Source organism: Halorientalis pallida, from assembly GCF_004118325.1.
GTDB lineage: Archaea > Halobacteriota > Halobacteria > Halobacteriales > Haloarculaceae > Halorientalis > Halorientalis pallida.
On record NZ_RDFA01000004.1, the window covers coordinates 199,755 to 225,855 of the forward strand.

Consider the following 26,101-nt stretch of genomic DNA (forward strand, 5'->3'; position numbering starts at 1 on the left):
CAGACCATGCGAACGGGCGGCAAAGCCGCCCGTGAGCAGACGGGGGTGCCCGGCGCGCACCCCCGTCTGTAAAAAATGGGTGGCTTAAATATCGCCGCTCATCGCGTCGAACAGCCGGTCCGTGAGTTCGGGCATCGTCATGCCCCTCGAGGGACCCAGTCCCTCCATGTGATCCAGCGAGATCTGACCGCCGCCCATGCGGGCGTGGCCGCCCGCCTCGGCCATCGGGATGTCGTCGACGGCCGCCCGGAGGGTCTTGCCCATGTGGACGCGGTCGTCCCGCGAGCGGCCCGAGAGGTGGACGGTGCCCTCCTTCTCGCCGGCGACGACGACAGCCGTGACGCCCTCTAGCCGGAGGAGTTCGTCCGCGGCCTGCGGGATGGCGTCCGCGTTGTTCACCTCGCCGACGTTGGCGAAGGCGAAGGCGTTGCGGACCTCGCGGTTGGTAATGGCGCGGGCCTTCACTTCCAGCACTTCGGCGTCGACTTCGGGGTTGGCGATGCGGTCGAGCATGTCCTCGTCGACACCCTCGTAGAGGTAGGAGGCGGCCCCGAACTCGGCGGCCGAACAGCCTTTCGTGAGGTGTTTGGTGTCGGACTGGATCCCGTAGATGAGGCCAGTCGCGAGGGCCGTCGGGAGCTGTTCGGTGCCGGCCTCGTCGTCGGGGTCCATGGGTTCCCAGCCGAGTTTCTCGAAGTACTCCGTACAGATGGTCGCACAGGCACCGTTGTCGGTGCGAACGTCGGTGAACTCGGAGCCGGTGCCCTCGCCGGGGTGGTGGTCGACGACGGCGAAGGGGTCGACGCTGTCAGCGCCGGAGAAGCCTCTCGGCGTGTTGTGGTCGACGAGGACGACTTCCTTGGACGTGAGTTCGCTGGCGTCCTCGACGCGCTCGAAGTCCAGGTCGAGGACGGTCTCGAAGGCGCGGTTTTCCTGATGGCGGATCTGACCGGTGTACTGCATCGTCGCGTCGGTGTCGACGGATTCGGCGAGCGTCCGGACCGCCATGGCGCTGGCCATGGCGTCGGGGTCGGGGTTGGGGTGCAGCAACACCGACACCTCGTCGCGGGCGGCCAGGAGCCGCTCCAGTTTCGCCCCCTTCGAGCGACGGAGGCGGGCGACGAGCCAGGCGACGACGCCGAGGGCGACGAGCGCGGCGACGGCCACCGCCACGAGCGATGGACCTTCGAGGGCGAACGCCGCGGTGGTATCGACGGCTGCACCGAGCCCGACACCACCCGCGGCTGCAAGTGGCATACTCGCGTTGTGTCAAGCCCGACTAACATGAAGGTTCCCCATCGGCACAAAACTCGAAAGCCGCTACCAACGCGCACGTTCCGGTGCTGTACGGCGGTATTACTGGTACTCGCCGTTTCGATAGGCCGCGATGGCCGCCCGGTAGCCCTCGCGGTAGGTCGGGAACGAGAAGTCGTACCCCCACTCGCGGAGCCGGTCGTTCGAACACCGCTTGCTCGTCTCGATCCGCCGGCGCGCCGCGGCCGACAGCGAGTCGTCGGCCAACCGCTCAGCTTTCGTCCGTTTTGGCGGCTCGGGCACGCCACATTCGTCGGCCAACCAGTCCGCGAACTCCCACTTCGGTGCCGGTTCGTCGTCGACGACCAGCACCACGTCGTCACGGCCGCGGTCGGTTTCCAGCAGGTAGCGCACGACGCCCGCAGCGTCGTCGCGGTGGACCATGTTCAGATACCCCTCCGTGACCGGTCCCTCGAGATAGCGCTCCAGCCGGTAGCGGTCCGGGCCGTACAGCCCGGCGAAGCGGGTGACGGTGCCGTCGATGCCGTACTCTTTGGCCACCTCGGTGGCGATCCGCTCGGCCTCCGCGAGTACCTCGGTCTTCTCGGTCGTCGGGTCCAGCGGCGTCGTCTCGTCCACCCAGTCGCCGTCGTGGTCGCCGTAGACGCCCGTGCTGGAGGTGTAGATCAGGCGTGCCGGCGGGTCCTCGCGGGCGGCGAAGTGCTCGACGGCGGTCCGGAGGCCGTCGACGTAGATCTCGCGGGCGGCCTCGGCCCCGCGACCGCCGGAACTGGCGGCGAACACGACCGCGTCGGCGTCGGGGACCCGCTCCAGATCGGCGGGATCGGTCACGTCCGCCTGTACGGCCTCGAACCCAGCCGACTCGATGGCATCCACGCCCGCCTCCGAACGGCGGACGCCGACGACCTCGTGATCGGTCGACAGTTGCCGTCCCAGTTCCAGGCCGACGTAGCCACAGCCCAGGATCACGACGTGCATGGTCACTTCTTGCTCTCGATGTACGTGTGGAGCAGGGCGTACTCGGCGATGGTCATCGGGTAGCGCCCCTCGACTTTCTGCTGGATCTCCTTGGCTTCGAGTTGGCTGTCGATCCCCGACTGGATCGCCTCCACGTCGAGGACGGCGCTGCTCATTCCCATCAGGAGGACGTCACGGGCGTCGGCCACGAGGAAGTCGGCGTCGGGCCGGTCCGGGTCGGTCGCGAGGATCGACGCCGCCCCCTCCAGCGTCACGTCGGGCGACGCACCCTCGACGAGCGCCGAGAGCGTCGCCTCGTCGACCTCGGTCTCTGCGGCGACGGTCTCGACGCCCTGGCGCTCGATCACGTCCGTCAGAACCGCCTCGTAGGCGGCCAGCAGGTCCTCGGGGTCGCGGTCCCCGACTGCCTCGAACTCGTCTCTGAGCATGTACCCGAGTAGTGCGTCCCGCCCTAAATCAGTGTCAGTTCCCGCAGGTCGTGGCGAGTCGAGCGACCCCACTCAGCCGTCGTCGTCTTCCAGGTGCATCGCGTCGAAGAAGCGATGGCGGATCCGGCGGTCGGCGAACGACAGGAGATCTGGGTCGTCGTCACCGTGGTCCGCGAACAGGCCCAGCGGGATCTGCCCGCCGGCCATGTCGCCGTGGCCGCCGACCTGGCCCACGTCGGCGAAGGAGGCGCGGAGCGCGTCGGCGATGTCGACCCGGGGGTCGATCGACCGGGCGCTGAGTCGGACGGTCTCGTCGACCAGCCCGAACACCAGGACCGTCGTGATCCCCTCCAGATTCAGGAGGTAGTCGGCGGCCTGCGGGATCGCGCCGCTCTCGCTGGTCCGACCGACGGTCGCCACGAGGCTCGATCCGCGGACCGTCCGACTCCGGATCGCCTCGCCGATGGCATCGAGCATGGCGGGGGTAAAGGCCGACCCGTACATCTCCTCGACCAGCGGCACGTCGGCCTGCCGGAAGACGGTGAGAGCGGCCTGGTACTCTTCGGCGGTCGGGTGCCGGACGTAATCCAGCCGCTCGCGGTGGAGGGCGAAGAGTAACGCCGACGCCACCGGTTCGGAGATGGGCACGTCGCTCTGGGTGAGATAGCCCACGAGTATCGACGCGGTCGCGCCACAGCGGTCCCGCACGTCGACGTATTCGGCCTCGGGGGGCTCCGGGAAGTCGTGGTGGTCGATGACCACGTCGACGGTGGTGGCGGAGGGAACGCTGTTGTTGACGCCGGGTATCGAGTGATCGACGAAGGCGATGCAGTCGAACCCGCCGAGGTCCACCTCGTCGAGGCGGGACAGATCGAGGTCGAGCAGGTTGACGAACGCACGGTTCTGCTGGTGGGTGATCGACCCGCCGTAGACGATCTCGATCTCGGCGACGCCCCAGGCGTCGGCGAGCAGTTCGAGCGCCAGCGCGCTCGCGATGGAGTCGGGATCGGGGTTGTCGTGACAGACGATGCCCAGCGATCCCGCGTCGGCCAGTACAGAGGCCAGTTCGTCGATGCGCGAGGTCGCCGGGCGCGGAACGGCCGACTCCGACTCGCCGCCCTCCTCGTCTTGCTGTACGGGAGCCATAGTCCCAACCGGCAGTTACAGGCCTATAAGCGTCCTCGCTGGGTAGCTACCGGTCGGTTGCGACCGACGGACGCGAAACGAGCGGCCGCGGCGCTCGCCGACGTCGTTCCCTGCTGACGGAATCGGACAAGATTTTATTGCGCGACGTGTTGGGTTAGGTAGTGTGACGCCGGACGGTACCGCGCCAGCGGGACGGGTGCCGTCCGTGGCGACCACGGGGTGAGACCACATGAGTACGCAACAGGAGGGGACGCCAGCGGACGAACTGACCTACTACGAACTACACGAGTACTTCCCGACGACGGCGTGGCTGGAGACCTACGCCGAACGCCTCTGCGAGAGCGAGGCCCTCGACCGGGAGATGGACGGCTGGGGCACCGACTGGAACGGCGATTTCGTCTTCGAGATCCGCAACCTGCCAATCTTCGAGAACGCCGTCAACGACCTGCCCGAGGAACTCTGGCGCAACCTCGGCGACGCCATCAGGTCCCTGCCCGACAGCACGCTCGAAGCCGTCCTGCAGACCGCCCCCGAAGAGATTCAGGCCAACATCGAAGCTCGCACCGGCACCCTCCAGGAGCGAGCGGCCGCGGAACTGCTCGAAACGTCGATCGACGAATCACCCGAGAAAGTCTGGCCCGGCCTCCGAAACATCATGCCGGAGGTGCTAGACGACCTCGTCGACGAGCTCGACGAACACGTCACCGACGAGGGCCACGTCTTCGCCTGGCTCAACATGGTCGACGGCGACTGTCGGGAGACGGCGACGATGCAGTCGGCGGACGAACGCGACCACCGCGTCCGCCTCACCGGCGAGTACGAGGACTGGAAGCGCCTGCTGTCGGGCGAACTGGGCCTCCTCGACGCCGTGATGGGCGGGACGCTGAACGTGACCGCCGACATGAAAAACACGTTGCAGTACATGGACGCCCAGCTGGTGATGGTCGACGTGGCCACGCAGACGGACAAGCGGTTTCTCTTCTGAACCCACCTTTTTCGGCGTCGGGTTCGCCGGAGGCGAACCACTCCTTGCAAGACGTGGGCGAAGAAGGCGCGACTTCGCTCCGCTCGGTCGCGCGGATGCTGGTCGACACCGTACAACGGTACCTGCTCAGGCTTCCACTGCAAGGCCGGCCTCGCGGGCGGCCTCCTCGGCGGTCTCGTCGTCGTGAACGACGCTGGCCACGCCCTGCGTGATCGCTTCGGGGTCGTCGTGCTGGAAGATGGACCGGCCCATCGAAACGCCGGCCGCGCCGGCGTCCATCGCACCCCGCACCATCTGCAGGGTCTCCTTGTCCGTGCCTTTCGCGCCGCCCGCGATGACGACGGGCAGGCTGGTCGACTCGACGACGTGCTGGAAACTCTCGGCGTCGCCGGTGTAGCCGGTCTTGACCACGTCCGCGCCGAGTTCCTCGCCCAGCCGGACGGCGTGACCGACGGCCTGGTTGTAGTCCTCGGCGTCGGAGTCGATGTCCGGGCCGCGCGCGTACGTCATCGCGAGAACCGGCATCCCGTAGCGGTCGGCCTCGCTCGTGACCGCCGCGAGTTCCTCGATCTGTTCGCGCTCGTAGGTCGAGCCGACGTTGATGTGGAAGGAGACGGCGTCGGCCCCGGCCCGGATGGCGTCCTCCACGGTCCCGGTCGTGCGCTTGTCGTTTTCGTCCGGACCGATGGCCGTCGAACCGTTGAGATGACAGATATAGCCCGCGCCGTTCTTGTTCTCGTGGACGCGCCCCGCGACGCCTTTCTGGGTGAGCACCGCGTCCGCCCCGCCCCGCGTGATCGCGTCGATGGTCGATTCGATGTCCTTGAGGCCTTTGACGGCCCCCAGTGTGATGCCGTGGTCCATGGGGACGATGAGATGACGTCCCCGTGTCCCGATGCGCGCCAGCCGCGCTGTGTTCCCCGTACTCATATTAGGTGAAGGTGTGGCAAGTACGGACATAAGCGTTGCGAGACTGCGACACGACTGCCCACGACAGGGCGGTCGCTGTCGGTGAGTTCGCGTCCAGTGTGTGGCCGTGCCGGATTCCGTCGGCCCCGGAACACGTCCGTCAGTCGCCGCTGGCCTCGGCGCGCTGTTCGGCCCCGCGCAGAGCCCCCTGTTTCAGTTCGTGGGCCTTCGTCTCCAGCCGGTCGGCCACGTCGGCGACCGGATCGTCGTTCTCCTCGCCCGCCGCCACGATGTCGACCAGCGCGGAGCCCACGATGGCCCCGTCGGCCCCTGCACGGACGATTCGCGCGGCGTGGTCGCCCTCTTTGATGCCGAAGCCGACGGCCTTGGGCACGTCCCAGTCGTCGATGCGTGACAGACTCACCTCGGTCTGATCGCTCACGTCGTCGCGCGCACCGGTCGTCCCCAGCCGCGCCTGCACGTAGACGTACCCCGACACCTGCTCGCGCATCCGGTCGAGGCGCTCGCCCCGCGTCGTCGGCGCGACGATGAACACGAGGTCGAGGTCGAACTCGTCACAGGCCGCCCGGAGCGGGTCGGCCTCCTCAGCGGGGAGGTCGGGCACGACGAACCCCGTGAGTCCCACGTCGGCCGCTTTCTCGACGAAGGGTCGTGGCCCCAGCTCGTCGCCGTACTGATAGAGCAGGTTGTAGTAGGTCATACAGACCAGCGGCACGTCCACGTCGAGGTCTTCGACGAACTCGAAGTACCGGTCAGGGGTCATACCGGCGTCTAGCGCGCGGACGATGGCGTCCTGGATGGTCGTGCCCTCGGCGATCGGTTCGGAGAACGGCAGGCCGAGTTCGATCACGTCCGCGCCGCCGCGGGCCAGCGCCTCGACGTACTCGATAGACGCGTCGTAGTCGGGGTCGCCGGCCGCCAGGTACGGGACGAACGCGGGTTCGTCGCGCTCGAACGCCGCGGCGAGGGCAGGGTTGTTCGCCATCTACATCGCACCCCCCGACGATTCGAACACGCTCATCTCCACGTCGACGTCCAGGTCGCGCTTCTCGGTCTCCTCGATGACGGTTTCCAGGTCCTTGTCGCCACGACCCGAGACGTTTATCAGTGTGACGTCGCCGACCGCGTCGGGGTTCTCGTGGAGGTAGCCGAAGGCGTGGGCGGTCTCCAGCGCGGGGATGATCCCCTCTTCCTGTGAGAGGCGGTGGAACCCTTCCAGCGCGGCGTCGTCACCGACGTTGACCGGTGTGACCCGTCCCTCGTCGACGAGGTAGGCCAGTTCCGGCCCGACGCCGGCGTAGTCCAGCCCCGCCGAGACGCTGTGGGACTCCATGATCTGCCCGTCCGAGTCCTGCAGGAGCTTGGTGCGTGCGCCGTGGAGGACGCCCTCGACGCCGGTCGACAGCGTCGCCGAGTTCGGCGCGACGCCTTCGTCCTCGTCGACGGTCAAGGAGGAGCCACCGGCCTCGACGGCCACCAGGTCCACCGCGTCGTCGTCGACGAACTCGGCGAACGCACCCATCGTGTTCGACCCGCCGCCGGCACACGCGAGCACGGAGTCGGGTAGCCTGCCGAGTCGGTCGAGGCTCTGCTCGCGCATCTCGTCGGAGATGACGCGGTGGAAGTCACGGACCATCCGCGGGAACGGATCGGGCCCGACGATCGACCCGATGACGTAGTGGGTGGTCTCGACGGTCGTCGCCCAGTCCCGCATCGTCTCGCTGATCGCCTCTTTCAGCGTGCCCCGGCCGACGGTGACGGGGTTGACCTCGGCCCCGTTGAGCCGCATCCGGAACACGTTGGGTCGCTGGCGGTTGATGTCCGTCCGCCCCATGTAGATCTCACAGGGCATGTCCAGATGGGCCGCCGCCATCGCAGTGGCGGTGCCGTGCTGGCCGGCCCCGGTCTCGGCGATGATCCGGTCTTTGCCCATGTACTTGGCCAGCAGGACCTGTCCCAGGGCGTTGTTCAGCTTGTGTGCGCCGCCGTGGAGCAGGTCCTCGCGCTTGAGGTAGACGTCGGTGTCGTAGCGCTCCGAGAGCTGGTCGGCGTACTGCAGCGGCGTGGGGCGGCCGCCGAAGTCGCGCAGTCGCTCGCGGAACTCGTCCATGAACCCGTCCTCGTTGTCCAGGACGTACCGCTCGTAGGCGTCCGTCAGCTCCTCGATCGCCGGCATCAACGCTTCCGGCACGTACTGTCCGCCGTACTGTCCGAATTTGCCTGTCTCGCTCATGTCTGTGTCTCCGTCTGTGTCAGTCGTGACGTGTTCTCCGCGACCGATCCGTTCATGATCGCACTGCCGATCAACAGTCCGTCGGCTCCGGCCGCGCGCATCCGGGCCACGTCGTCGGTGGTCTCGATCCCACTCTCGGCGAGCAGGGTCACGTCCTCGGGCACGTCGGGCGCGACGCGCTCGAACGTGTCCAGATCGACGACCAGCTCGGCCAGGTCGCGGTTGTTCACACCCACGATATCGGCTCCGGCGTCAAGTGCCTGCTGGAGTTCGTCGCCATCGTGGACCTCCACGAGGACCTGAAAGCCCCGGTCCCGGGCCGCCGCGAGCAGGTCCCCCAGGTCGTCCGTGTCGTCCTCCTGCAGGAAGCGGACGATCAGGAGGATCACGTCGGCCGCCACGGTGTCGAGTTGGGCCTCGCGCACGACGAAGTCCTTCCGCAGGACCGGTACGTCGACGGCCTCGCGGATCCGCCGGAGGCTCTCCGGTGATCCGCCGAAGTGATCGGGTTCGGTCAACACCGAGAGGGCCGCCGCACCGCCGGCGACCATCGCCTCGGCGAGTTCGACGGGGTCGTCCGTCCGCTCCCCGTCGGTCGTCGGACTCGTCGGCTTCACTTCCGCGATCACGGGCACCCGGTCGTCGGCCTCGGCGGCCGCGAACGCGTCGGGCAACGATCGCGCGTCGACCGACACCCGCTCGTCGCCCCCGCCCCGCTCGCGCGCGGCAGCGAGTATCGACCTCACCGCTGGTGCAATCTCTTCACTAGCGTCCATTACTGTACATTGACGGACGGAACTGCACATAAGACTTGCGCCACGGTGGCGGTGAGCCGAGGAATAGGCTGAAGAGGTGCCACGGCGAACCGTCGAACCGAAATGACGGGTAGACGAGAGTTCCTCCGAGGGCTGGCACTCCTCGGGGCGGCCGGTGCGGCCGGCTGTCTCGGTGAGGACGGCGGCGACGGCGAGCGCGACGGCGGCGACCAGGGCCCGACCCCGACGACGGTGGGACCGGGCGGGTTCGAGGGCGAGTCCGCGGGACCAGCGGAGTCGGAGAACGAGGGGTCGCTGCCGTCGGCACTCCGGGTGATTTCGGCGGTCGGGACCAACGTCGCCCAGCGTCGGATCGGGACGGTCGAGGTGACCGTCGCCAAGGCCGACTGGGTGGAGGAAGTGGATCTGACCGGCGTCACCGTCACCTGGAAGACGGCGAACGACAGCTACGACCTGGCCGCGCGGTCGACCGACACAGACGCCGACGGCTACTTCGGCATCGTACCCGGCAGGGGCACCAGTGCCGACGAGACGCTGACGACGGCAGACGAGCGCCACCGACTGGTGTTCGACCTCGGGGACGACGACGAGGAGATCGACGACCGGCACCGGCGACTGGACGACGACAGCACGCACTTCGGTCGCGTGTTGCGGGCAGACGACGTGGTCGGCCTCCGGCTCACGACGGCCGGCGGGTCGACCACGGACGCCCGGCTCCTGGCGCCGACCGACGTGATGGAGATCGAGGGGACCGTCGAGTTCGGCGTCCGCTGAACGGCGTTTCGCCGCGCGTCACGGAACCAACAGTTACCAGTCGGGGATGAGATAGCGGGACACATGCATCGCCGACGGGTGCTCAGACTGGCCGGCGTCACCGCCACGACACTGGCGGTAGCCGGCTGCAGCGGGCAGGACGGCTCGACCGACCCTGCGGACGCGGCGGACGAGGACGACACGGCGGGCCAGGACGAAGACGCGGCGACGGACGAGGGAACACCGACCGCCGAACCGACGACCGAAGACGAGTCACGCGAAACCGACGACCCGCAGGTCACCGACCGGCTCGACGTGATCTCGACGGTCGGTCTCGTCGCCGAGGAACGCATCAGCGCGGTCGAGTTGCTGGTGGCGCTCGCGCCGGGGTCTGACCCCGTCGACCTCCGCGACCTGGTGATCCAGTGGGTCGACGACGACGGCTCCTACGACGTGGTCGCGGCGTCGAGTGACGCGACGGACACGGCCGTCGACGGAACCTTCCGAACCACGCCGATCAAGGATTCCGACGGTTCGGCGCCGGTCCTGAACGAACCGGGCGACCGGCTGAAACTGACCATTGCTCTCGGTACGGACGACGAGGTATCGGGGGCTGACGGGTTCGGCGAGCCGCTGGAACCAGAGGCGGATGCAGTCCTGCGGATCGCGACCGAGAGCGGCGCGACCACGACGGTGCGTCTCGCCGTACCGTCGACACTGGCCGACGAACGGGCAGTCATCCTGTAGCCAGTTTCAAGGCACAGTCGCCCGTTCGGAGGAACATGAGCGACGTTGCGGGCATCTACGCACGCGAATCGGCGTATCTCGGCCGCTACGTGCAGGTCGGGATCGCACAGGGCCGGGTCATCTCCGTCTCGTTCCCGGAGTCACCCGACGAGGGTGCCGAGGACGACCACGACATCCTCGATCGAATCGATGCCTACCTCGACGGCGTCGAAGAGCGGTTCGAGGACGTCCAGGTCGCGCTGACGGTCCCGACCGACCAGCGACAGGTGCTCGAAGCCGTGCGCGAGATTCCCTACGGCCAGGACTCCTCGGTCGCGCAACTCGCACGGATCGCCCCCGGGCTGGACGACGAGAGCGACGACGACGTTCGGGCAGTCCGGGAAGCGCTCACCGAGAACCCCGCACCACTGTTCGTCCCCGACCACCGCGTCCGGGACGGTCCCGGTGCGACCCCACCGGCCGTCGTCGACAAACTCCGCTCGGTCGAAGGCATCTGAATCGAACCGGCGACGCGACGTGGCGAGTAAATTACGGCTTGCTCTACCGCGAACTTATGTACACCTGTTCTGCAGACAACAGGTCATGGGGAAGACCGACGTATCGCGGCGAGCGGTTCTACGCGGCGTGGCGGCGGGTGGGGGCGCGGTCGCCGTCTCGGGGCGGGCTTCGGCCACGGGGTCGTCGCTGACCTTCGAGACACACACGGAGATCACGGTCCGGGCCGTCGTGGACGCGGTGCTCCCGGAGACGCCGGAGCTGGCGGAGCCGCTGGGGGCCGAACACGTCCCGGGGGGCTGGCGGTCGGCCTCGACGAGTTCCTGATCACCTACGCGAACGCCCTGTTCACGTTCGGGCTCCCCTACATCGGTGAGGTGGGGAACGTCCCCATCGCGGGGCCGGTGGCGGCGGTGCTCGATCTGTCCGCGACGGAGTTGCTCGACCGGGGCGACAACGAGGACGAACCCAGCGTCGACCGGGCGCTGACCCTGCTGGAACCAGACGACGCCGCAGCCTGGGCCGTCCGCTTCGCCGCCGGACCGTTCTCGAAGCGCTCGCGGCGCGACCGGTTGCGAGCCATCGGCCTGCTCGACGGCTACGAACTGGAGCTCTCGCCCGTATCGGGCTTCCTGTTCGAGGCCGACGCCGGCCTCGTCGGGCAACTGGTGGTCGGGTTCGCCGAAGTCATCTACTACAGTGAGTGGCAGGGCTACGACGAGTTCACCCGGCCGCCGAGCCAGCGCGAGCACCCGAACGACCCAGCCGCGGTCCAGAGCTGGCGACAGACGGGGTATCCCGGCGACGCCTCCGGCTACGCCGCACTCAGAGGCTACGTCGACAAACCGGACAGTCCGCTCGGCGGGGGTGACGTCTGGAAAGACCTCGATGGCGACGTACGCATCGCCCGCGATTCGGGCAACTTCCGGGAGAACGACTACGAAACCAGCGGCTACGAGGAACCGTATCCGGAGGGGGCGTAGATGGTCTCGAACGAGTACGACGCGGTGATCGTCGGTGCGGGCGGCGACGGCCCCGTCGCGGCCTGGAAACTCGCCGAGGCTGGCCTCTCCGTGCTAGTGCTGGAAGCCGGCCCGTTCCACGGCAACGAGCAGTGGCCGAAGCCACACGAAGAGCCCGGCGGCGAAGCGTCCGCCTCGGTCGAGGACCTCAGCGGCGAGTTACTCGACGAGCAGTTCACCACCCGCGAGTCCGAGATGGTGAACAAGCTGGTCTTCGGCCCCGCCGACCACGAGCGGGGGTTCTACGTCCGGAAGTTCCCCGGCGACGGCGCGATCCTCCAGTGTTCCGGCGTCGGCGGCACCACCCTGCACTACACCGGCAACCACCCACGGGCTTACCCCGCGTCCATCGACGAACAGGGTCACTGGCCCCTCGACTACGCCGACCGCGTGCCCTGCTACCGGGAGATCGAGGAGGTGTGCGAGGTCGCGCCCGCGCCCGTCACGGCGAAAGAAGAGCTGTTCTTCCAGGGTGCCGAAGCCGCCGGCTGGGACCTGCTGGACGTGAAGAACGTCACCGAACCCGGCTACCGGCCCCAGCCGAACACCATCCGACAGCCCGACGGGAAGCTCCACGTCGACGGCGACTTCACGTATCCCGAAGTCGGCTCGAGATCACAACGTAAATAGCTATCCTCGGAAACGGAGAGCCCCGGAGCAGATCGAGCGAATATCGTTCGTCGGTCGGTCAAGCGACCGTTTCCGCCCACTCGATCCCCAGCAGTTCGTGGACCACGAACTCCAGGGCGTTCACGAGGTAGTGGGCGACGAACACCACCAGAAAGCTCCCGGTGAGTATGAAGGCCGCCGCGAGGACGAACCCGAGCGACCCGGTGACGATCACGCCGGCCCGTCCCTGCGCGCCGTGGCCCAGCGCGAACGCCAGTGAGGAGACGACTGCCAGCGCCCACACCGACGTGCCGAAGCCAGCAGTGGTCGCGCCGATCACCGCCGCCCGGAAGATGAACTCCTCGACACCCGCGATGATCGGGAGGACCACCAGCAGGAGGACGACCCACCCGCCGGCCGAATCCGGCGCGAGCATCGACCGCAGGCGCTCGTCGTGTTCGACGCCCACCGCGTCGGCACTGGCCGCACCGATCTCGTTCACAGCGTACAGCGTGACACCCAGCACGACGCCGACCGCGAGCGCCGGGAGGCCCGTCGAGAGCCCCGCGTCGGTGACGCCAAAGGCCGACGCGGGAATCCCGAAGTACCACGCGCCGGCGAGCAAGAGCCCGCCGAACAGGCCTTGCGTGAGCGCGACGTTGGCCAGGAGCGTTCCGGTCGAGAGGTCACCGGCCGCGGGGTCCCCACGCGTACTGTGGCCACCGGGCGCACCGGTCGCCGCGAGTTCGCCATCCGCCCGGAGCGGTCGCTCGTCGGCGTGGGTGTCGTCGACCGCCGGCGGGACGAACCGCGGAATCTCGTCGCTCCGTCGGCGGTCGGGTACGGAAGCGGGTGCGTCGCTCGGTCCCGTCTCGTCCGCGTCGTCACGGACGAGGGTCTGGGAGAGTCGGGCAAGCGCGAGTAAGAGGGTGAGGACGACGCCCGTCAGTCCGACGAACGCGCCCCACTGCGCCACGGCTTACTGGGGGCTCGGGCTGCCGCTGGAGCGACCGACTTCGCGCTGTTCCAGCGCCTTACCGGTGATGTTCTTCAGGCGGTCGACGAGGCCGTCCTTCTCGGGTTCGCCCGCGAGGGCGACCTCCAAGACCTCGCTGATGTGGGAGACGGGGATGATCTCGATCATCTCCTCGTACTCCTCTTCGATCATCACGTCCTGCTCGTTGGCCTTCGGGATGATCACCTTGTCGAGGCCGGACTTGGCCGCGGCCTCGATCTTGTGCGTGACACCGCCGACGGGCAGCACGTCGCCCCGGACCGACAGCGAGCCGGTCATGGCGATGTTCTGCTCGACGGGCACGTCCTCCAGCGCGGAGATCACCGCAGTCGCCACGGTGATGGAGGCGGAGTCACCGTCGACCCCGCCCTCACCGGCCTGGACGAACTGGATGTGCACGTCCTTCTCGGTGATGTCCTCGTCCGAGAACTTCTTGATGATCGCCGAGACGTTCTGCACTGCCTCCTGGGCCATCTCCTTGAGCTGACCCGTGGCGATCACTTCACCGGGGCCCTGCGAGGGCGTGACCTCGGCCATGACGGGGAGGACGATACCGGAGTCCTCGCCCATCACTGCGAGCCCGTTGACGCGGCCGACCACGTCGCCCTGGTTGACGGTGAGCTCGTAGTCTTTCCGGCGCTCGATGTAGTTGTCCGCGAGCTGTTGCTCGATGGAGCGGCTGCGGCGTTTGGCCTGCAGCACGTCCTCGCGCTCGGTGTACTCCTTGTCCTCGGCGCGGGCGATGTCGCCGGCGACCCGCACTAGCCCACCGAGGTCACGCAGCTTCAGGGTCAGGTGACCCTTCCGGCCGGCGCGACGGCGGGCTTCGAGGATGACCTCCTCGACGGCCTCCTGATCGAAGTGGGGGAGCCGTCCGTCTTTCTCGACTTCCTGGGCGATGAAGCGGGTGTACTTCCGGCGCATCTCGGCGTCGTCCTCGATGGTGTCGTCCATGTACACCTCGTACCCGTAGCCCTTGATCCGCGAGCGCAGGGCGGGGTGCATGTTCTCCATCGCGTCGAGGTTCCCGGCCGCGATCATGATGAAGTCACACGGGACGGGCTCGGTCTGGACCATCGCACCCGAGGAGCGCTCTGACTGGCCCGTGATCGAGAACTTGCCCTCCTGGATCGCCGTCATCAGCTTCTGCTGACTGCGGATGTCGAGGGTGTTGATCTCGTCGACGAACAGGACGCCCTTGTTCGCCTTGTGGATCGCGCCGGGTTCGACGCGGTCGTGGCTGGGCGTCTCCATGCCACCGGACTGGAACGGGTCGTGGCGAACGTCGCCCAGCAGGGCACCGGCGTGGGCACCGGTCGCGTCCTCGAAGGGCGCGGTGTTCTGCTCGGCGTTGTTGACGAGCAGGTTCGGGATCATCGCGTCGTTGCCCCGCGAGCCGTAGCGGAACGCGAGGTAGATGACACCGGCCGCCAGGATGCCCAGCAGGGGTTGCTGGACGATCAGCAGCGAGTAGCCGATGACGATGGCGATGATGATCCACATGAGGAAGCTGCGCATCTGGTTGCGCTTGCGGGCTTCCTCCTTGTGGGCGTCGACGATCTGGTCGCCTTTGCCGGCGGGTACCGTCCGAACTTTCGGCTCGTTACCGTCGTCTGGGTTGTGGTAGACGAGGACGTCCTGCAGTTCCTCCTTGGGGAGCAACTGGCTCATCGCCTTGGCGAGCATCGACTTCCCGGTCCCGGGCGAACCGATCATCATGACGTGGCGCCGCTGCTTGGCGGCCTTCTTCACCACGTCACGGGCGTGGTCCTGCCCGATGACCTGATCGACCAGTCGGTCCGGGACCTCGATGTCGTGGGTCGAGTCGATCTCGAGGCCGCCCAGGATGTCGTCCTCGGCGTTCTCCTCGTCGACCGGCGCGTCGATCTCGACCTCGCTACCGAGGTCGTCGATGGTGCCCTCGTTGCCGTCGGGAACCCCGGGCTCCTCGTCGTCCCCGTCGTGGACGCTCTCGATGCCGTCGACGTCGTCGATGTCGTCGACCGCATCCTCGAACGCTGCTGGGGACTCCTCGGCGGAGTCGGGCCCCCCGTCTTCGGGGTCGTCGTCGGTGTCCGTATTGTTGCTCATAGAACCGTTGCTGTTAGAGAAAAGGAAGGGCTGTCGACTGATATACTTTCTCCCCTATTCCGACCCGTGGGAACGGGAAAACCGCAAGACAGCGGCCGTATGGGTGCGGCACCGGGTCGCCGCCGGCGACTCGCGGATTTTATGAAACTGCCCGCGTAGGTACTCGTATGACACGGGGGTTCTACATCGGCCGGTTCCAGCCGTTCCACGACGGCCACCGGGAGATGACCGACCGCATCGCCGAGGACGTCGACGAGGTGGTCGTCGGCATCGGGAGCGCCGACGCGTCACACACCGTCCGGAATCCGTTCACGGCGGGCGAGCGCATCATGATGCTGTCGCGCGTCCTCGACGAACTCGACAAGCAGACCTACGTCGTCCCGCTGGAGGACATCAACCGCAACTCGGTGTGGGCCAGCCACGTCGAGTCCATGTCGCCGAACTTCGACGTGGCCTACTCGAACAACCCGCTGGTGATCCGCCTGTTCGAGGAGGACGGCATCGAGGTCCGCCAGTCCGAGATGTACAACCGCGGGGACCTGAAGGGCTCACGCATCCGGTCGCGGATGATCGAGGGGAAAGACTGGGAACACCTCGTCCCCGACGCCGTCGTCGACGTGATCGACGAGGTCGACGGACTGGAACGACTCCGACAGATCTCCGGGGACGACGGCGACGACGCCACCGAGAACGACCACTGACCCGCGCGGCGAACCACCAACCGACATGATAACCCTCGCCTCCGATTTCGGCACCCCCTACCCCGCCGCCATGAAGGGCGTCGTTCTGCAGACGTCCGACGCTCGCCTCGTCGACGTGGCCCACGACTTCCCCCGACAGGACGTGCGGACCGCGGCCTTCTGGTTGCGGGAGGTCCTCCCATGGTTCCCGCCGGCCGTCCACCTGGTCGTCGTCGACCCCGGCGTGGGCACCGACCGGGCCGCCGTCGTCGTCCGCGCCGGCGAGCACGCCCTCGTCGGCCCCGACAACGGCGTGTGCCTGCCGGCGGCCCGCGAGCTGGCGGCCGGGGCGGAGATCGAAGTCTTCGAGATAGATCTGGGCGACCCCGCGAGTTCGACGTTCCACGGGCGAGACGTCTTCGCGCCCGCGGCCGCGCTGGTCCACGAAGCCGGCGTGGACGCGTTCGAGAGCCACGAGGCGTTCGCGCCGGTCGACGGGTGGGTCGACACGAGTTTCCCCGAGCCGACGGTCGAGGACGACCACGCCGAAGGCGAGATCCTGGTCGTCGACGGCTTCGGCAACGCGATCACGAACGTTCCCGGTGAGGTCCTCGACGGTCGCTACGGGGGGCGAGTCACGGTGAACGGGGCGGACGCGCCGGTCGAGCCGACGTACGCCGCGGTCGGGGCGGGCCAGCGACTGGTGACCGTCGGGAGCCACGAGAACGTCGAGTTGGCCGTCAACCGGGGTCGTGGCGAGGCGGCCTTCGACGTGCGCGTGGGCGACACGGTGTCGCTCGACTACTCCTGAATTCGGTCGAGCAGATCCGAGAGCGCCTGTCTGACCACGCGTTCTTTGATCTCCGTCCGGGAGCCGTCGAACTGGTAGCGTTCGACGGTGGTCCGCGACTCGCCGCTCCCCCACGGCGCAGCCTGGGCGACGCCGACGAAGACGGTACCCACGGGGTGGTCCGCACGGTCGCGCTCGGGCCCGGCCACGCCGGTCGTGGAGAGGCCCCAGGTCGCGTCGGCGGTGTCGCGCGCCCCCTTTGCCATCTGCCGGCCGACGCGTGCCGAGACGGCGCTCGCCTCGTCGAGCGCCTCGCGGGTGACCCCGAGCACCTGCTGTTTGGCCTCGTCGCTGTAGGTCACGTACGAACGGTCGAAGTAGTCGCTGGACCCCGGCACGTCCGTCACGAGCGAGGCGATCAGCCCACCCGAACACGACTCGGCGGCCGCTAGCGTCTCGCCACACTCCGCCAGCGCGTCCCCGACCCGGGTCTCGATCAGTGGCTCGTCCGAGAACTCGTGCATGCCCAGGCCCACGACACCGATAGATTTGAATCCCACGAATGGTCCGAACATGTTCTCTCCCGACATTATTCGGGGATTTTCGGCCGGCCTAAAATTCGACGGAGTTAAGTGAGGATTAGGCCAACCTAAAACAGATGCAACCGAACAGGAGACAGTTGCTCCGGACGGCCACGGCGGTGGCCGCGGGGCTGGGACTCGCAGGGTGTAGCGGCAGTAATCAGGACGGCACGCCGACGGACACGGCGACGGACGCGCCCACTGACACGCCGGCTTCGACCGAGGACGACGAGGCGGCCACCTCGGCGAGCGTCGGCGTCGAGGCGGCCGTGGCCGCGGAGTGGACGGCGATGCGAACGCGACTCGACGACGCGTTGGCCCTCGGCGTCGCGGGCCACGCCGACGCGGGCGCGAGCGTCGGGCAGAACGTCTTCGCCCGCTTCGAGGGTGCCAACGGCGAGTACGGCGCACACGAGTCCCTCGAAGCCACGAACGAGGCCAACTACCGCGGCTTCGAGGAGGACGGACTGGTCGTCATGAACGAAGGGCTGAACACGGGCGACGTCGAGGCCGCCCGTGACGGCTGGCGGACGGCCAACACCAACCTGCGCGAGGCGACGATCACCCGCATCGGCGAGACGGGCGCGAACGCGCTGGAGGTGCTCCGGTTCGGCGCGGCCGTCAACGACGTCGAACTGCTCGCCGCCGCCGGCGACACCGAGGGCGCGGCCACGGTCGGGCAGGAAGTGCTCGGCTGGTGGGAGACCTCGCCCGCCCACGACGCCGTCGAGAGCGCCGACGGCGAGGCTTACGAGCGCCTCGAAGGCGCGATGGAGGACGCCATTTCGGCCGCACGGTCCGGGAACATGGAGAATCTGCGGAGCGCGACGAGTACCGCACTCGGCGCGTCGGCCACCGGTGCCTACGCCGTCGCGGCCAGCGAGAAGGTCGCCGGCGCGGGGCAACTCGCCGCCTACCAGGCACAGGGCTGGGACGCCGTGACGCTCGCCTCGATGGGCGGTGCGGGTGAGGTACAGGCCCACGCCGCCGTCCTCACCACGTATCGCGCACGCGTCCACGACGCGCACTGGGTCGCCGCCCGCGGCGAGACCGACACCGCACAGACGACGGCCCGAGACGTGTTCGCCCACTTCGAGGGTGCGAAGGCCCACGACGCGCTGGAGGAGGCCGACGGCGAGGCCTACGAAGGCTTCGAGACCGGTCTCGACTCGCTGATCTCGGCCATCGGGGACGGGAACTCCTCGGGCATCGAGGACGCGCTCGCGACGGTCGACGACAACCTCGTCGCCGGCATCGAGGCGCTGGTCGGCGGCACCGGTGGGGCGGTTCTGGAAGCCGAGTTCTTCCGAACACGCGTCCAGGACGCCCGGGAGATCTACCGGCTCGGCGGCAACAACGCCGCCGCCGGCATCGCCCAGTCGCTGTTCCAGACGTTCGAGCAGAACGAACTCGGCTTCCACGAGGCCTTCGAGGACGCCGACGCCGAGTCCTACGAGTCCTTCGAGTCACACCTGGGCTCCCTGCGGACGGCCTTCGAGAACACGAACGACAGCGGCGTCGAGACCCACGCCACGGCCGTACTCGACGAACTGCTCGGCTTCGAGACGACCGCCGGGTCGACCGGCCAGGTCGGTGCCGGCGAGGCCGCGTACATGGCCGCCCGGATCTTCGACGCCGCGGGTGTCGCCGCGCTCGGCAAGCCCGCCCGCGCCAACGGCGTCGTGCAGGAGACTTTTGCTGGCTTCGAGGAAGGTGCCGGCGGCTTCCACGAGGCCATCGAGGAAGCCGACGCGGAGCTGTACGGGACCTTCGAGCGCGACCTCTCCGCGGTCGGGTCCGCAGCCGGCAACGGCGGCGACGTGTACGGCACCGCCACGACCTTCTACGGGAAGGCCGTCGACGCCGCCTACGCCGTCGTCGGTTCGGGCGGCACCACCGTCGAGGCCAGCGCCGTCACGCCCGTGATGCAGGATACCTTCGCCGCCTTCGAGGGGGCGGAGGTCCACGAGCTGCTCGAAGACGCCGACGCGAGCGCCTACGAGGGCTACGAGGCCGCGCTGGACGACTACATCGGCGCACTCGACTCCGGGGCGGGCGTCGACAGCGCCGCGACGGCGTACGCCGACGCGTCGATCCGCGCGCAGTTCGCCGTCGTGGGGGCCGTCGGCGAGGCCCCCGTCGGCGAGGGGAGCGGCGAGTCCGGCGGCGAGAGCGAGGAGACGAACCTCCAGGGCGGCCCCAACGTCGTCGAGGGCGTGCCGGACGACGCCGCCCACGTCGTCGACATGCAGGCCGTCGCCTTCGAGCCAGCCGAGCTCACGGTGAAAGTGGGCGATACAGTCGCGTGGGCACACCGCGCCGGCGAGGCACACAACGTCGTCGCCTACGGGAACGAGATTCCCGAGGATGCGGAGTACTGGGCCTCCGGCGGCTTCGAATCCCAGTCTGCCGCCGAGACCGGATGGGAGAACGGGAAGGGTGCCGTCCAGTCCGGCCAGGCCTACACCCACACCTTCGAGACGACCGGGATCCACGAGTACTACTGTGTCCCCCACGAGATGGCGGGGATGAAAGGCAAAATCGTCGTCGAGGAATAGTCGGCGCGCCCCGGGGGGTGGTTTTTTCGGGCCGTCGGCCGGCAGGTCACGCATGGGATTGTTCGACTGGTTTGGCGGGCTGTTCGGCGAGCGCGGACCGGCGGACGGCCGGCGAGACGGCACACGCCAGCGTCACGGCAGCCACTGGGACTCCGTTCTCGCGTCCGGTGATCGCGAGACGGCGCTCCAGACGGTCCTGCTGGCGACGGTGGAAGACGGAACCGCGAGTGCCGCCGGTACGCACGGGGATGGGGCCATCGTCGGGTACCGGGACGCGCCGGACCCGGTCGGTGCGACCGTCGTCACGCTCGACGAACAGGTCACCACCGGCTACCCGGTCGCCGACGGTGTCGAGCACGCGTTCGGCGTGACCGACCGCACCGAGTGGACCTCGGGGATCGAGGCCTGGGTCGAGGGAACGGTCGGCCCGGTGACAGTGACCTGCTTCGACACCGACTACTTCGCCCACCGGTCGGCCCCGCCCGAAGGTGAGGTGACCGCCTCACTGTCGGTCATGCTCTACAGTCTCCAGGCGGCCGACCCGGCGTCCCCGCTCGTCACGGAGGACGGAGCGGTGGCTGACACGACGGCCGGGTTCCTCCCGTTCGAGGAGGGCGGGGCGGACGACTACGCCGTGTGGACGACCGTCGGCGATGTGACCCGGTGGACGTGGCGCGACACCAGTGGATATCGCCTCCAGGCCCCCCTCTTCCGGGCCGAGGGGAACGACGACGTGAGCGTGGCCATGTACGTCGCCGATCACAACCTCGTGGACGGGTACGTCCCCGAACCGGGCGACGAAGTCGAGGGACTGGGCTGGGTGCAGGGGTCGTTCCAGTGACGCGTCAGAGCGGGCGCTCCGGGACGTGGCGAGAAAGAATCGCGATTCGATAGTCGGCCCGACTCAGTCGGTCACTCCGCCGCTTCTCGCTCCCGAATGCAGTATCGCCGTTCGGACCCGGAGGTCCGCCCGGCTCACCCGATCATTCGGCGGCGATGACGTCGTCGATGCGGACGATCATCGTCGCGGCCTCGGTCGCGGACTCGACGGCCTCTTCCTTGACCGCGGCGGGGTCGAGGACGCCGTACTCGACGGGGTCGCCGATGATGCCCGTCTGTCCCTCGGAGATGATGCCGGCACGACCCTCGCTGTCGAACTCCGAGCGGAGGTCGACCAGCGCGTCGATGGGGTCCATGCCGGTGTTGGCCGCCAGCGTGCGCGGGAGCACGTCGACGGCGTCGGCGAAGGCCTCGACGGCCAGCTGTTTGCGGCCCTCGATGCTCGCAGCCTCGTCGCGGATGTGGGCCGCGATGGCGATCTCGGCGGCACCGGCACCGGGGACGACCCCACCCTCGTCGGCGGCGGCCGTCACGACGTCGAGCGCGTCGTTGAGCGCGCGTTCCAGTTCGTCGGTGACGTGTTCGGTGCCACCGCGGGCGAAGACGGTGACGGCGTCGGCCGCCGCGCCGCCCTCGATGAAGGCCACGTCGTCGTCGTCGAACTTCTCGACGCGGACCGCGTCGGCCGCGCCCAGGTCGTCGGCTTCGATGTCGTCGACGGAGCCGGCCCGCGAGCCGCCCGTCGCGGAGGCGATGGCCTTGGCGTCGTCGTCGCCGACGCTCTCGAAGGCGAGGATGCCCCGCTTGGCGAGGAAGGCCTTCGCGCGGTCGGCGATGTCGCCGGTGGCGAACACGACCTTCGCGCCCACGTCCTCGATCTTGTCGACGTAGCCGCGCAGCTCCGTCTCTTCGGCCTCGATGGCCTGGTCGAGCTGGTCGACCTCGGTGATGTTGTACTCGGCGTCGATGCTCGACTCCTTGAGATCGATGTCGTTGTCGAGGACGGCGATGGCGGCGTCGTCGACGGAGCGGGGCATGTTCTCGTGGCCCGGCTCCTCGTCGACGATGACGCCCTCGACGAGTTCGGTGGCGGAGGAGGAAGCGCCGGTCTGGGTCCGGACGGTGATGTTGTCGCGGACGACGCCGGCGTCGGTGTCGACGTGCTGGACGGCCTCGACGACCGTCTCGGCCAGGCCGGCGGCGTTGACGTCGCCGGTGCCTTTGCCGGTCATGGAGGACTCGGCGACCGAGAGCAGGGTCTCCTCGTCGACGTCGGCGTCGAGCGTCTCGGCGTCGATGGACGCCTGGGCCAGCTGTGCGGCCTCGTGGTACCCCTCGACGATGGTCGTCGGGTGGACGTCGTCGTCGAGCAGGTCCTCGGCCTGCTTCAGGAGTTCGCCCGCGAGCACGGAGGCGGTCGTCGTCCCGTCACCGACCTCGTCCTCCTGGGTCTGGGCGACTTCGACGATCATCTGTGCGGCGGGGTGCTCGATCTCCATCTCGTTCAGGATAGTCGCCCCGTCGTTGGTGATGACCACGTCGCCCGAGTCGGAGACGAGCATCTTGTCCATCCCGCGAGGGCCCAGGGTCGTCCGTACCGCCTCGGAGATCGCCTTCCCCGCGGCGATGTTGGATGTCTGTGCGTCTTTCCCCTCTGTCCGCTGGGAATCCTCGTTGAGAATGAACATGGGCTGGCCGCCCATCCGTCGCTGTTGAGACATAGTCAATAATGAGGTGGTAAGCGGTTCTATATAAAAGTTTCTATCGAAGGAAAAGGAAAGACGGCGACGGGACGGGAGTTCGGCCGCCAGGCGACGGTCGGGGTCGCCGACGGGACCGATCCCCGGGCGGGCAACCGTTATTACAGGGCCGTTCGTTACCTCGGTGGATGCTGGAGCTGGAACACGAGTTCCGCGTCGTCGACGTTCACGTCTGCCTCGAACCCGACGAGTCGCGACGAGCCGACGGCCGGACCGGCGATCCCGAGACCATCGAGCGGGAGATGCACCAGGCCGGCGTCGTCCGGTCGGTCGTGTTTCCGGGCCCCCGGGACGGCAGCTATCTCAAGGTCAACAACGCGGTCGCCCGGATGAGCGTCGGTCGCTCGTTCGTCGCGTTCGCCCGGATCAACGGGGCCCGCGACGCCGGATCGAGTCCGGGCGCACGCCTGCGTAACCTCGCCAGTTCGCGGGCCGAGCACCACACCTCGCCCGAAGACGTGGAACAGTACGCCTACGACGACCGCTTCACCGGGTTCAAGCTCCACCCCGCGGCCGACGGCCTGCCCGACGAGGAAGTACTTGAACGACTCGCCGAGGTCGGCCTCCCAGTCCTCGTCCACGGCGGGCGAGAGTTCCCACCACGGGCCATCGCCGACCACCTGCTGGACTACGAGTTCCCCGTGATCGTCGAGCACTTCGGCGGGTACCCGCTGGATCACGACCTGATCGCGGACGGTATCGCGCTGCTCGACCGCTGGGAGTCCTGTTTTCTCGATACGAGTTTCGTCCGCTTTCGCACGCCGCTGGAACGGGCGATCATGGAACACCCCGACCGAATCTGCTTCGGCAGTGGCGCGCCGGCCACCCACCCCGACGTCGGCGTGATGGAGATCCTGACGCTGGACGTGCCCGAAGACGCGATGGTGAAAGTGTTCTCGAAGAACCCGTCCCGCGTGGTGCCGGAACTGTCCCCGTCGGGCGGGGAGTAGGCTATATGACGCTCCGTCCGTCTCGTAGTGCTTATCACCGATACCTGCAGAGAGAGTGACAGTGGGTGGGCACATCGACTGGCGTGACCGGTACGTGATAGCCCTGGCCGGCGTCGTCCTCCTCGGGGCAGCCCTCCGGCTGTACGGCCTCGGCGTCGAGAGCATCTGGGTCGACGAGGCGATCACCCTCCGGTTCGTCCGGAACCACGGCCCGCTCGAACTCCTGTGGGTCATCCCGAGCAAGCAACCCCACCTCCCGCCGTACTACGTCTTCCTCGACGTCTGGGTCGCACTGGTCGGCACGAGCGCGACTGCCGTCCGCTTCCCCTCCGCGGTCTTCGGTATCCTCTCGCTGCCCGTGCTGTACCTGCTGGGTCGGGACCTGTTCGACCGGCCGACGGGACTGGTCGCGACGCTCGTGTTCGCGGTCGCCCCGTTCCAGCTCTACTACGCCCAGGAGACGCGGATGTACAGTCTGTGGACGGTGCTGACGCTCTGCTCCTTTCTCGCCTTCCTGTGGCTCAGACGGCGGCCGACCCGTCGACTGGCCGCCGGCTACGTCGTCGCGACGCTCTCGACCGCTGCCGTCCACCCCTTCGGCCTGTTCGTGGTCGTCACCCAGGGACTCGTCCTGCTCGTCGACAACTTGCTGGCCGGCGACGGCATCGAGATCGGTGAGCTGACCGCCCTCGAACGCGCCCAGGCCGCCTGTTGGGCGTTGCTCGCGCCGATCCTGGTGGTCGGCGTCCTGAAACTCGAGTCGGCCGTCGCCGGCTTCAACTTCATCTCGCCGCCGGGCCCCGGCCGAGTCGCCGGCACCGTCGTCGAGTACTTCACGACCGCGAGCGGAACGGCCGCACTAGCGGTCGCAGCGCTGGTCGCCGTCGGCGTCGCCCTGGCGCTGCGGTCACGCCCGTTCGGGCGCGAGCGTCGCCTCCTGATCGTCTGGGCGCTCGTGCCGGTCCTCGGGCTGGTCGCGGTGTCGTACCTGGTGACCCCGCTGTTCTGGGAGCGATACACCATCACCGCCACACCGGCGTGGGTCCTGCTCGCGGCCCGCGGGTTCACGAGTCTCGGCCGCGGCGGGCTCGGTCTCGGCCTCGAACGCCGCCACCTGGGGTACGCGCTGGCCGGCCTGCTGGTCGTCGGTATCCTCCCGGCCACCGTCCACTACCACACGACCGATGGGAAGGAGCAGTGGGACGAGGCTGTCCCCGACCTCGAAGCGGCAGCCGAGTCGGACGATCTGGTCCTTGTGATCGACCGGGCGGGACTGTCGGCGTTCGAGTACTACCGGACGCGGTCGGATCTCACGGTGCAACCGATCCACGCCGGGTGGCGGGCGAACGGGAGCTACGTCACGCCCAACGCGACGGTCCGGAACCGAACCGCCGGCCACGACCGAGTGTGGCTCGTCCTGACACATCTCTGGTTCCTGTCGGGCGAGCGCCAGCGGATGCTGGACGTGGCGAGCGACGGGCGGCAGGTGGTCCGCCACCGGGAGTACGAGAGCGTCGAGGTCTACCTGCTGGAAAACCGGACTCAGCGCCAGTCGTAGACGGAGACGGCGCGGTCGGTGCGGTCGGCCCGGCCGTTAGGGTTGCGCGCGGCCGTTCGGTCCCGCCACCGGGCACGGACGCCGTCCTTGAGACCCACCGCGAGGCCCGCCAGCACGTCCCGGCCGTTGCCGAACCACTGTGACGGTTCGATGGACCCGCCGGCGACCGCGCGGAGTCCACCACCGGCGTCGCGGACGGCGTGGCCGACGAGGCGGCGGACGACGGTCGGTCGGAGGCCGTAGTTCTTCGTCAGCCGGTAGGCCAACGAGCGGTACTTCCAGCGCCAGTCCGTGTCGGTCACGCCGCCGTCGGTGCCGTACTCCCCACGTACGGACATGTCGCCGCGCCAGGTCACTTCGTAGTCCTGCCCGGCCAGTCGGTGAGCCACGTCGCGCGCGCCGCCGGTGCGGAGGTACTCGTCGAACCCGTCGATGGCGTCCAGCGCCGTCCGGGTGAAGGCGGCGTTGTCGCCGTTGAAGTAGGTGACCGTCCGACCCTTGATCGTCGTGGACTCGACGCTTTCGGTCGTCATGCCGGCCTTGAGTTCCTGGTGGGTGGGGCCGGTGACCACGTCCGCGGTCTCGATGCCGGCTGCGAGCGCCGACCGCCAGTCGGGTTCGACGGACAGTTCGTGGTTGACGAACGCGATCACGTCGCCGCTGGCCCGGTCGAGGCCGGCGTTGCGCGCCACGTTGAGCCGGCGGTCGGCGATCTCGACCAGCAGGTCCACGTCGTCGCGGTCCCGAACCATCCCCGTCGTCCCGTCCGAGGACGGACCGTTGACGACGACCACCTCGGCGTCGGACGCGTGCTCGGCGAGGGCGTCCAGACAGCCCGCCAGCCGGTCGCGTCCGTTGAGTGTCGGGACGACCACCGAGAGATCCATACTCCCCGTTCTCC

General features: G+C 68.4%; 26 protein-coding genes. 13 read left to right on the forward strand and 13 right to left on the reverse strand.

The annotated features are described in order from the left end of the window. Nucleotides 1–84 precede the first annotated feature (84 nt). The 4 genes from EAF64_RS12580 to EAF64_RS12595 form a co-directional block, all read right to left on the reverse strand. Complete coding sequence (locus EAF64_RS12580) at nt 85–1,257, reverse strand: DHH family phosphoesterase (RefSeq protein WP_129069349.1); 1,173 nt, start codon at nt 1,255–1,257, stop codon at nt 85–87. A 99-nt stretch (nt 1,258–1,356) separates the two neighbouring features. Beyond that, nucleotides 1,357–2,253, reverse strand: a complete 897-nt coding sequence (locus EAF64_RS12585) for an SDR family oxidoreductase (RefSeq protein ID WP_129069350.1) — start codon at nt 2,251–2,253, stop codon at nt 1,357–1,359. Between the two features lie 2 nt (nt 2,254–2,255). Beyond that, the gene (locus tag EAF64_RS12590; protein WP_129069351.1) at nt 2,256–2,681 is read right to left on the reverse strand and encodes a DUF5791 family protein; all 426 of its coding nucleotides are present in this window, start codon (nt 2,679–2,681) and stop codon (nt 2,256–2,258) included. A 72-nt stretch (nt 2,682–2,753) separates the two neighbouring features. After that, complete coding sequence (locus EAF64_RS12595; protein ID WP_129069352.1) at nt 2,754–3,827, reverse strand: DHH family phosphoesterase; 1,074 nt, start codon at nt 3,825–3,827, stop codon at nt 2,754–2,756. Nucleotides 3,828–4,056: 229 nt separating this feature from the next. On the opposite strand from EAF64_RS12595, the gene EAF64_RS12600 reads away from it, so the two are divergent. After that, a complete protein-coding gene (locus EAF64_RS12600; RefSeq protein WP_129069353.1) occupies nt 4,057–4,812 on the forward strand; it encodes an SCP2 sterol-binding domain-containing protein in 756 nt (251 codons plus the stop codon). A 126-nt stretch (nt 4,813–4,938) separates the two neighbouring features. Here the strand turns inward: EAF64_RS12600 and EAF64_RS12605 are convergent, their stop codons facing one another. From EAF64_RS12605 to trpC, 4 genes are all read right to left on the reverse strand, one after another. After that, nucleotides 4,939–5,742: a 2-amino-3,7-dideoxy-D-threo-hept-6-ulosonate synthase gene (locus EAF64_RS12605; protein WP_129069354.1), complete on the reverse strand. Its 804-nt coding sequence runs from the start codon at nt 5,740–5,742 to the stop codon at nt 4,939–4,941. Between the two features lie 139 nt (nt 5,743–5,881). Beyond that, the gene (gene trpA / locus EAF64_RS12610; RefSeq protein WP_129069355.1) at nt 5,882–6,727 is read right to left on the reverse strand and encodes a tryptophan synthase subunit alpha; all 846 of its coding nucleotides are present in this window, start codon (nt 6,725–6,727) and stop codon (nt 5,882–5,884) included. Beyond that, nucleotides 6,728–7,975 (reverse strand): tryptophan synthase subunit beta, encoded by a 1,248-nt coding sequence (trpB, locus tag EAF64_RS12615; RefSeq protein WP_129069356.1) that lies wholly within the window; start codon nt 7,973–7,975, stop codon nt 6,728–6,730. Continuing rightward, on the reverse strand, nt 7,972–8,751 hold the full coding sequence (trpC, locus tag EAF64_RS12620) for an indole-3-glycerol phosphate synthase (protein WP_129069357.1): 780 nt from the start codon (nt 8,749–8,751) through the stop codon (nt 7,972–7,974). The genes trpB and trpC overlap by 4 nt, the downstream gene beginning before the upstream one ends. A gap of 102 nt (nt 8,752–8,853) precedes the next feature. On the opposite strand from trpC, the gene EAF64_RS12625 reads away from it, so the two are divergent. The 6 genes from EAF64_RS12625 to EAF64_RS12645 all read left to right on the forward strand — a co-directional run bounded on the left by EAF64_RS12625 (nt 8,854) and on the right by EAF64_RS12645 (nt 12,398). Next, nucleotides 8,854–9,525: a hypothetical protein gene (locus tag EAF64_RS12625; protein ID WP_129069358.1), complete on the forward strand. Its 672-nt coding sequence runs from the start codon at nt 8,854–8,856 to the stop codon at nt 9,523–9,525. 63 nt (nt 9,526–9,588) lie between these two features. Next, nucleotides 9,589–10,251: a hypothetical protein gene (locus EAF64_RS12630; RefSeq protein WP_129069359.1), complete on the forward strand. Its 663-nt coding sequence runs from the start codon at nt 9,589–9,591 to the stop codon at nt 10,249–10,251. 35 nt (nt 10,252–10,286) lie between these two features. After that, nucleotides 10,287–10,748, forward strand: coding sequence for an MGMT family protein (locus EAF64_RS12635; protein WP_129069360.1), 462 nt, complete (start codon nt 10,287–10,289; stop codon nt 10,746–10,748). Between the two features lie 85 nt (nt 10,749–10,833). Then, the gene (locus EAF64_RS21030) at nt 10,834–11,073 is read left to right on the forward strand and encodes a hypothetical protein (RefSeq protein ID WP_193767670.1); all 240 of its coding nucleotides are present in this window, start codon (nt 10,834–10,836) and stop codon (nt 11,071–11,073) included. 50 nt (nt 11,074–11,123) lie between these two features. After that, a complete protein-coding gene (locus tag EAF64_RS12640) occupies nt 11,124–11,729 on the forward strand; it encodes a hypothetical protein (RefSeq protein WP_129069361.1) in 606 nt (201 codons plus the stop codon). Then, a complete protein-coding gene (locus tag EAF64_RS12645) occupies nt 11,730–12,398 on the forward strand; it encodes an FAD-binding protein (protein WP_129069362.1) in 669 nt (222 codons plus the stop codon). A gap of 58 nt (nt 12,399–12,456) precedes the next feature. Here the strand turns inward: EAF64_RS12645 and EAF64_RS12650 are convergent, their stop codons facing one another. Both EAF64_RS12650 and lonB read right to left on the reverse strand, forming a co-directional pair. Further along, the gene (locus EAF64_RS12650; RefSeq protein WP_129069363.1) at nt 12,457–13,353 is read right to left on the reverse strand and encodes a CPBP family intramembrane glutamic endopeptidase; all 897 of its coding nucleotides are present in this window, start codon (nt 13,351–13,353) and stop codon (nt 12,457–12,459) included. A 3-nt stretch (nt 13,354–13,356) separates the two neighbouring features. Continuing rightward, nucleotides 13,357–15,483 (reverse strand): ATP-dependent protease LonB, encoded by a 2,127-nt coding sequence (lonB, locus tag EAF64_RS12655; protein WP_129069364.1) that lies wholly within the window; start codon nt 15,481–15,483, stop codon nt 13,357–13,359. A gap of 167 nt (nt 15,484–15,650) precedes the next feature. On the opposite strand from lonB, the gene EAF64_RS12660 reads away from it, so the two are divergent. Continuing rightward, nucleotides 15,651–16,184 (forward strand): nicotinamide-nucleotide adenylyltransferase, encoded by a 534-nt coding sequence (locus EAF64_RS12660; RefSeq protein ID WP_129069365.1) that lies wholly within the window; start codon nt 15,651–15,653, stop codon nt 16,182–16,184. 25 nt (nt 16,185–16,209) lie between these two features. Next, nucleotides 16,210–16,974, forward strand: a complete 765-nt coding sequence (locus tag EAF64_RS12665; RefSeq protein ID WP_129069366.1) for an SAM hydrolase/SAM-dependent halogenase family protein — start codon at nt 16,210–16,212, stop codon at nt 16,972–16,974. Here the strand turns inward: EAF64_RS12665 and EAF64_RS12670 are convergent. After that, nucleotides 16,965–17,477 (reverse strand): CinA family protein, encoded by a 513-nt coding sequence (locus EAF64_RS12670; RefSeq protein ID WP_129069551.1) that lies wholly within the window; start codon nt 17,475–17,477, stop codon nt 16,965–16,967. The two genes, EAF64_RS12665 and EAF64_RS12670, sit on opposite strands and share 10 nt — an antisense overlap. A 134-nt stretch (nt 17,478–17,611) precedes the next feature. Between EAF64_RS12670 and EAF64_RS12675 the strand changes: the two genes are divergently transcribed. Then, entirely contained in the window at nt 17,612–20,092 is a 2,481-nt protein-coding gene (locus tag EAF64_RS12675) for a DUF5059 domain-containing protein (RefSeq protein WP_129069367.1), read from the forward strand. 52 nt (nt 20,093–20,144) lie between these two features. Beyond that, a complete protein-coding gene (locus EAF64_RS12680; RefSeq protein ID WP_129069368.1) occupies nt 20,145–20,933 on the forward strand; it encodes a hypothetical protein in 789 nt (262 codons plus the stop codon). Nucleotides 20,934–21,075: 142 nt separating this feature from the next. On the opposite strand, the gene thsA is transcribed toward EAF64_RS12680, so the two are convergent. Next, nucleotides 21,076–22,635 (reverse strand): thermosome subunit alpha, encoded by a 1,560-nt coding sequence (gene thsA, locus EAF64_RS12685; RefSeq protein WP_129069552.1) that lies wholly within the window; start codon nt 22,633–22,635, stop codon nt 21,076–21,078. Nucleotides 22,636–22,820: 185 nt separating this feature from the next. On the opposite strand from thsA, the gene EAF64_RS12690 reads away from it, so the two are divergent. Together EAF64_RS12690 and EAF64_RS12695 are read left to right on the forward strand one after the other, a co-directional pair. Further along, nucleotides 22,821–23,642, forward strand: coding sequence for an amidohydrolase family protein (locus tag EAF64_RS12690; protein WP_129069369.1), 822 nt, complete (start codon nt 22,821–22,823; stop codon nt 23,640–23,642). Nucleotides 23,643–23,703: 61 nt separating this feature from the next. After that, a complete protein-coding gene (locus EAF64_RS12695; RefSeq protein ID WP_193767671.1) occupies nt 23,704–25,200 on the forward strand; it encodes a glycosyltransferase family 39 protein in 1,497 nt (498 codons plus the stop codon). Here EAF64_RS12695 and EAF64_RS12700 read toward each other — a convergent pair. Then, nucleotides 25,185–26,087: a glycosyltransferase family 2 protein gene (locus EAF64_RS12700; protein WP_129069371.1), complete on the reverse strand. Its 903-nt coding sequence runs from the start codon at nt 26,085–26,087 to the stop codon at nt 25,185–25,187. The genes EAF64_RS12695 and EAF64_RS12700 overlap by 16 nt on opposite strands. Nucleotides 26,088–26,101 lie beyond the last annotated feature (14 nt).

What these genes read in the sequence shown, in the direction of transcription:
- EAF64_RS12580 (WP_129069349.1), bottom strand. Translation starts at nt 1,257, where the DNA reads ATGCCACTTGCAGCCGCGGGTGGTGTCGGGCTCGGTGCAGCCGTCGAT.
- EAF64_RS12585 (WP_129069350.1), bottom strand. Translation starts at nt 2,253, where the DNA reads ATGCACGTCGTGATCCTGGGCTGTGGCTACGTCGGCCTGGAACTGGGA.
- EAF64_RS12590 (WP_129069351.1), bottom strand. Translation starts at nt 2,681, where the DNA reads ATGCTCAGAGACGAGTTCGAGGCAGTCGGGGACCGCGACCCCGAGGAC.
- EAF64_RS12595 (WP_129069352.1), bottom strand. Translation starts at nt 3,827, where the DNA reads ATGGCTCCCGTACAGCAAGACGAGGAGGGCGGCGAGTCGGAGTCGGCC.
- EAF64_RS12600 (WP_129069353.1), top strand. Translation starts at nt 4,057, where the DNA reads ATGAGTACGCAACAGGAGGGGACGCCAGCGGACGAACTGACCTACTAC.
- EAF64_RS12605 (WP_129069354.1), bottom strand. Translation starts at nt 5,742, where the DNA reads ATGAGTACGGGGAACACAGCGCGGCTGGCGCGCATCGGGACACGGGGA.
- trpA (WP_129069355.1), bottom strand. Translation starts at nt 6,727, where the DNA reads ATGGCGAACAACCCTGCCCTCGCCGCGGCGTTCGAGCGCGACGAACCC.
- trpB (WP_129069356.1), bottom strand. Translation starts at nt 7,975, where the DNA reads ATGAGCGAGACAGGCAAATTCGGACAGTACGGCGGACAGTACGTGCCG.
- trpC (WP_129069357.1), bottom strand. Translation starts at nt 8,751, where the DNA reads ATGGACGCTAGTGAAGAGATTGCACCAGCGGTGAGGTCGATACTCGCT.
- EAF64_RS12625 (WP_129069358.1), top strand. Translation starts at nt 8,854, where the DNA reads ATGACGGGTAGACGAGAGTTCCTCCGAGGGCTGGCACTCCTCGGGGCG.
- EAF64_RS12630 (WP_129069359.1), top strand. Translation starts at nt 9,589, where the DNA reads ATGCATCGCCGACGGGTGCTCAGACTGGCCGGCGTCACCGCCACGACA.
- EAF64_RS12635 (WP_129069360.1), top strand. Translation starts at nt 10,287, where the DNA reads ATGAGCGACGTTGCGGGCATCTACGCACGCGAATCGGCGTATCTCGGC.
- EAF64_RS21030 (WP_193767670.1), top strand. Translation starts at nt 10,834, where the DNA reads ATGGGGAAGACCGACGTATCGCGGCGAGCGGTTCTACGCGGCGTGGCG.
- EAF64_RS12645 (WP_129069362.1), top strand. Translation starts at nt 11,730, where the DNA reads ATGGTCTCGAACGAGTACGACGCGGTGATCGTCGGTGCGGGCGGCGAC.
- lonB (WP_129069364.1), bottom strand. Translation starts at nt 15,483, where the DNA reads ATGAGCAACAATACGGACACCGACGACGACCCCGAAGACGGGGGGCCC.
- EAF64_RS12660 (WP_129069365.1), top strand. Translation starts at nt 15,651, where the DNA reads ATGACACGGGGGTTCTACATCGGCCGGTTCCAGCCGTTCCACGACGGC.
- EAF64_RS12665 (WP_129069366.1), top strand. Translation starts at nt 16,210, where the DNA reads ATGATAACCCTCGCCTCCGATTTCGGCACCCCCTACCCCGCCGCCATG.
- EAF64_RS12670 (WP_129069551.1), bottom strand. Translation starts at nt 17,477, where the DNA reads ATGCACGAGTTCTCGGACGAGCCACTGATCGAGACCCGGGTCGGGGAC.
- EAF64_RS12675 (WP_129069367.1), top strand. Translation starts at nt 17,612, where the DNA reads ATGCAACCGAACAGGAGACAGTTGCTCCGGACGGCCACGGCGGTGGCC.
- EAF64_RS12680 (WP_129069368.1), top strand. Translation starts at nt 20,145, where the DNA reads ATGGGATTGTTCGACTGGTTTGGCGGGCTGTTCGGCGAGCGCGGACCG.
- thsA (WP_129069552.1), bottom strand. Translation starts at nt 22,635, where the DNA reads ATGGGCGGCCAGCCCATGTTCATTCTCAACGAGGATTCCCAGCGGACA.
- EAF64_RS12690 (WP_129069369.1), top strand. Translation starts at nt 22,821, where the DNA reads ATGCTGGAGCTGGAACACGAGTTCCGCGTCGTCGACGTTCACGTCTGC.
- EAF64_RS12700 (WP_129069371.1), bottom strand. Translation starts at nt 26,087, where the DNA reads ATGGATCTCTCGGTGGTCGTCCCGACACTCAACGGACGCGACCGGCTG.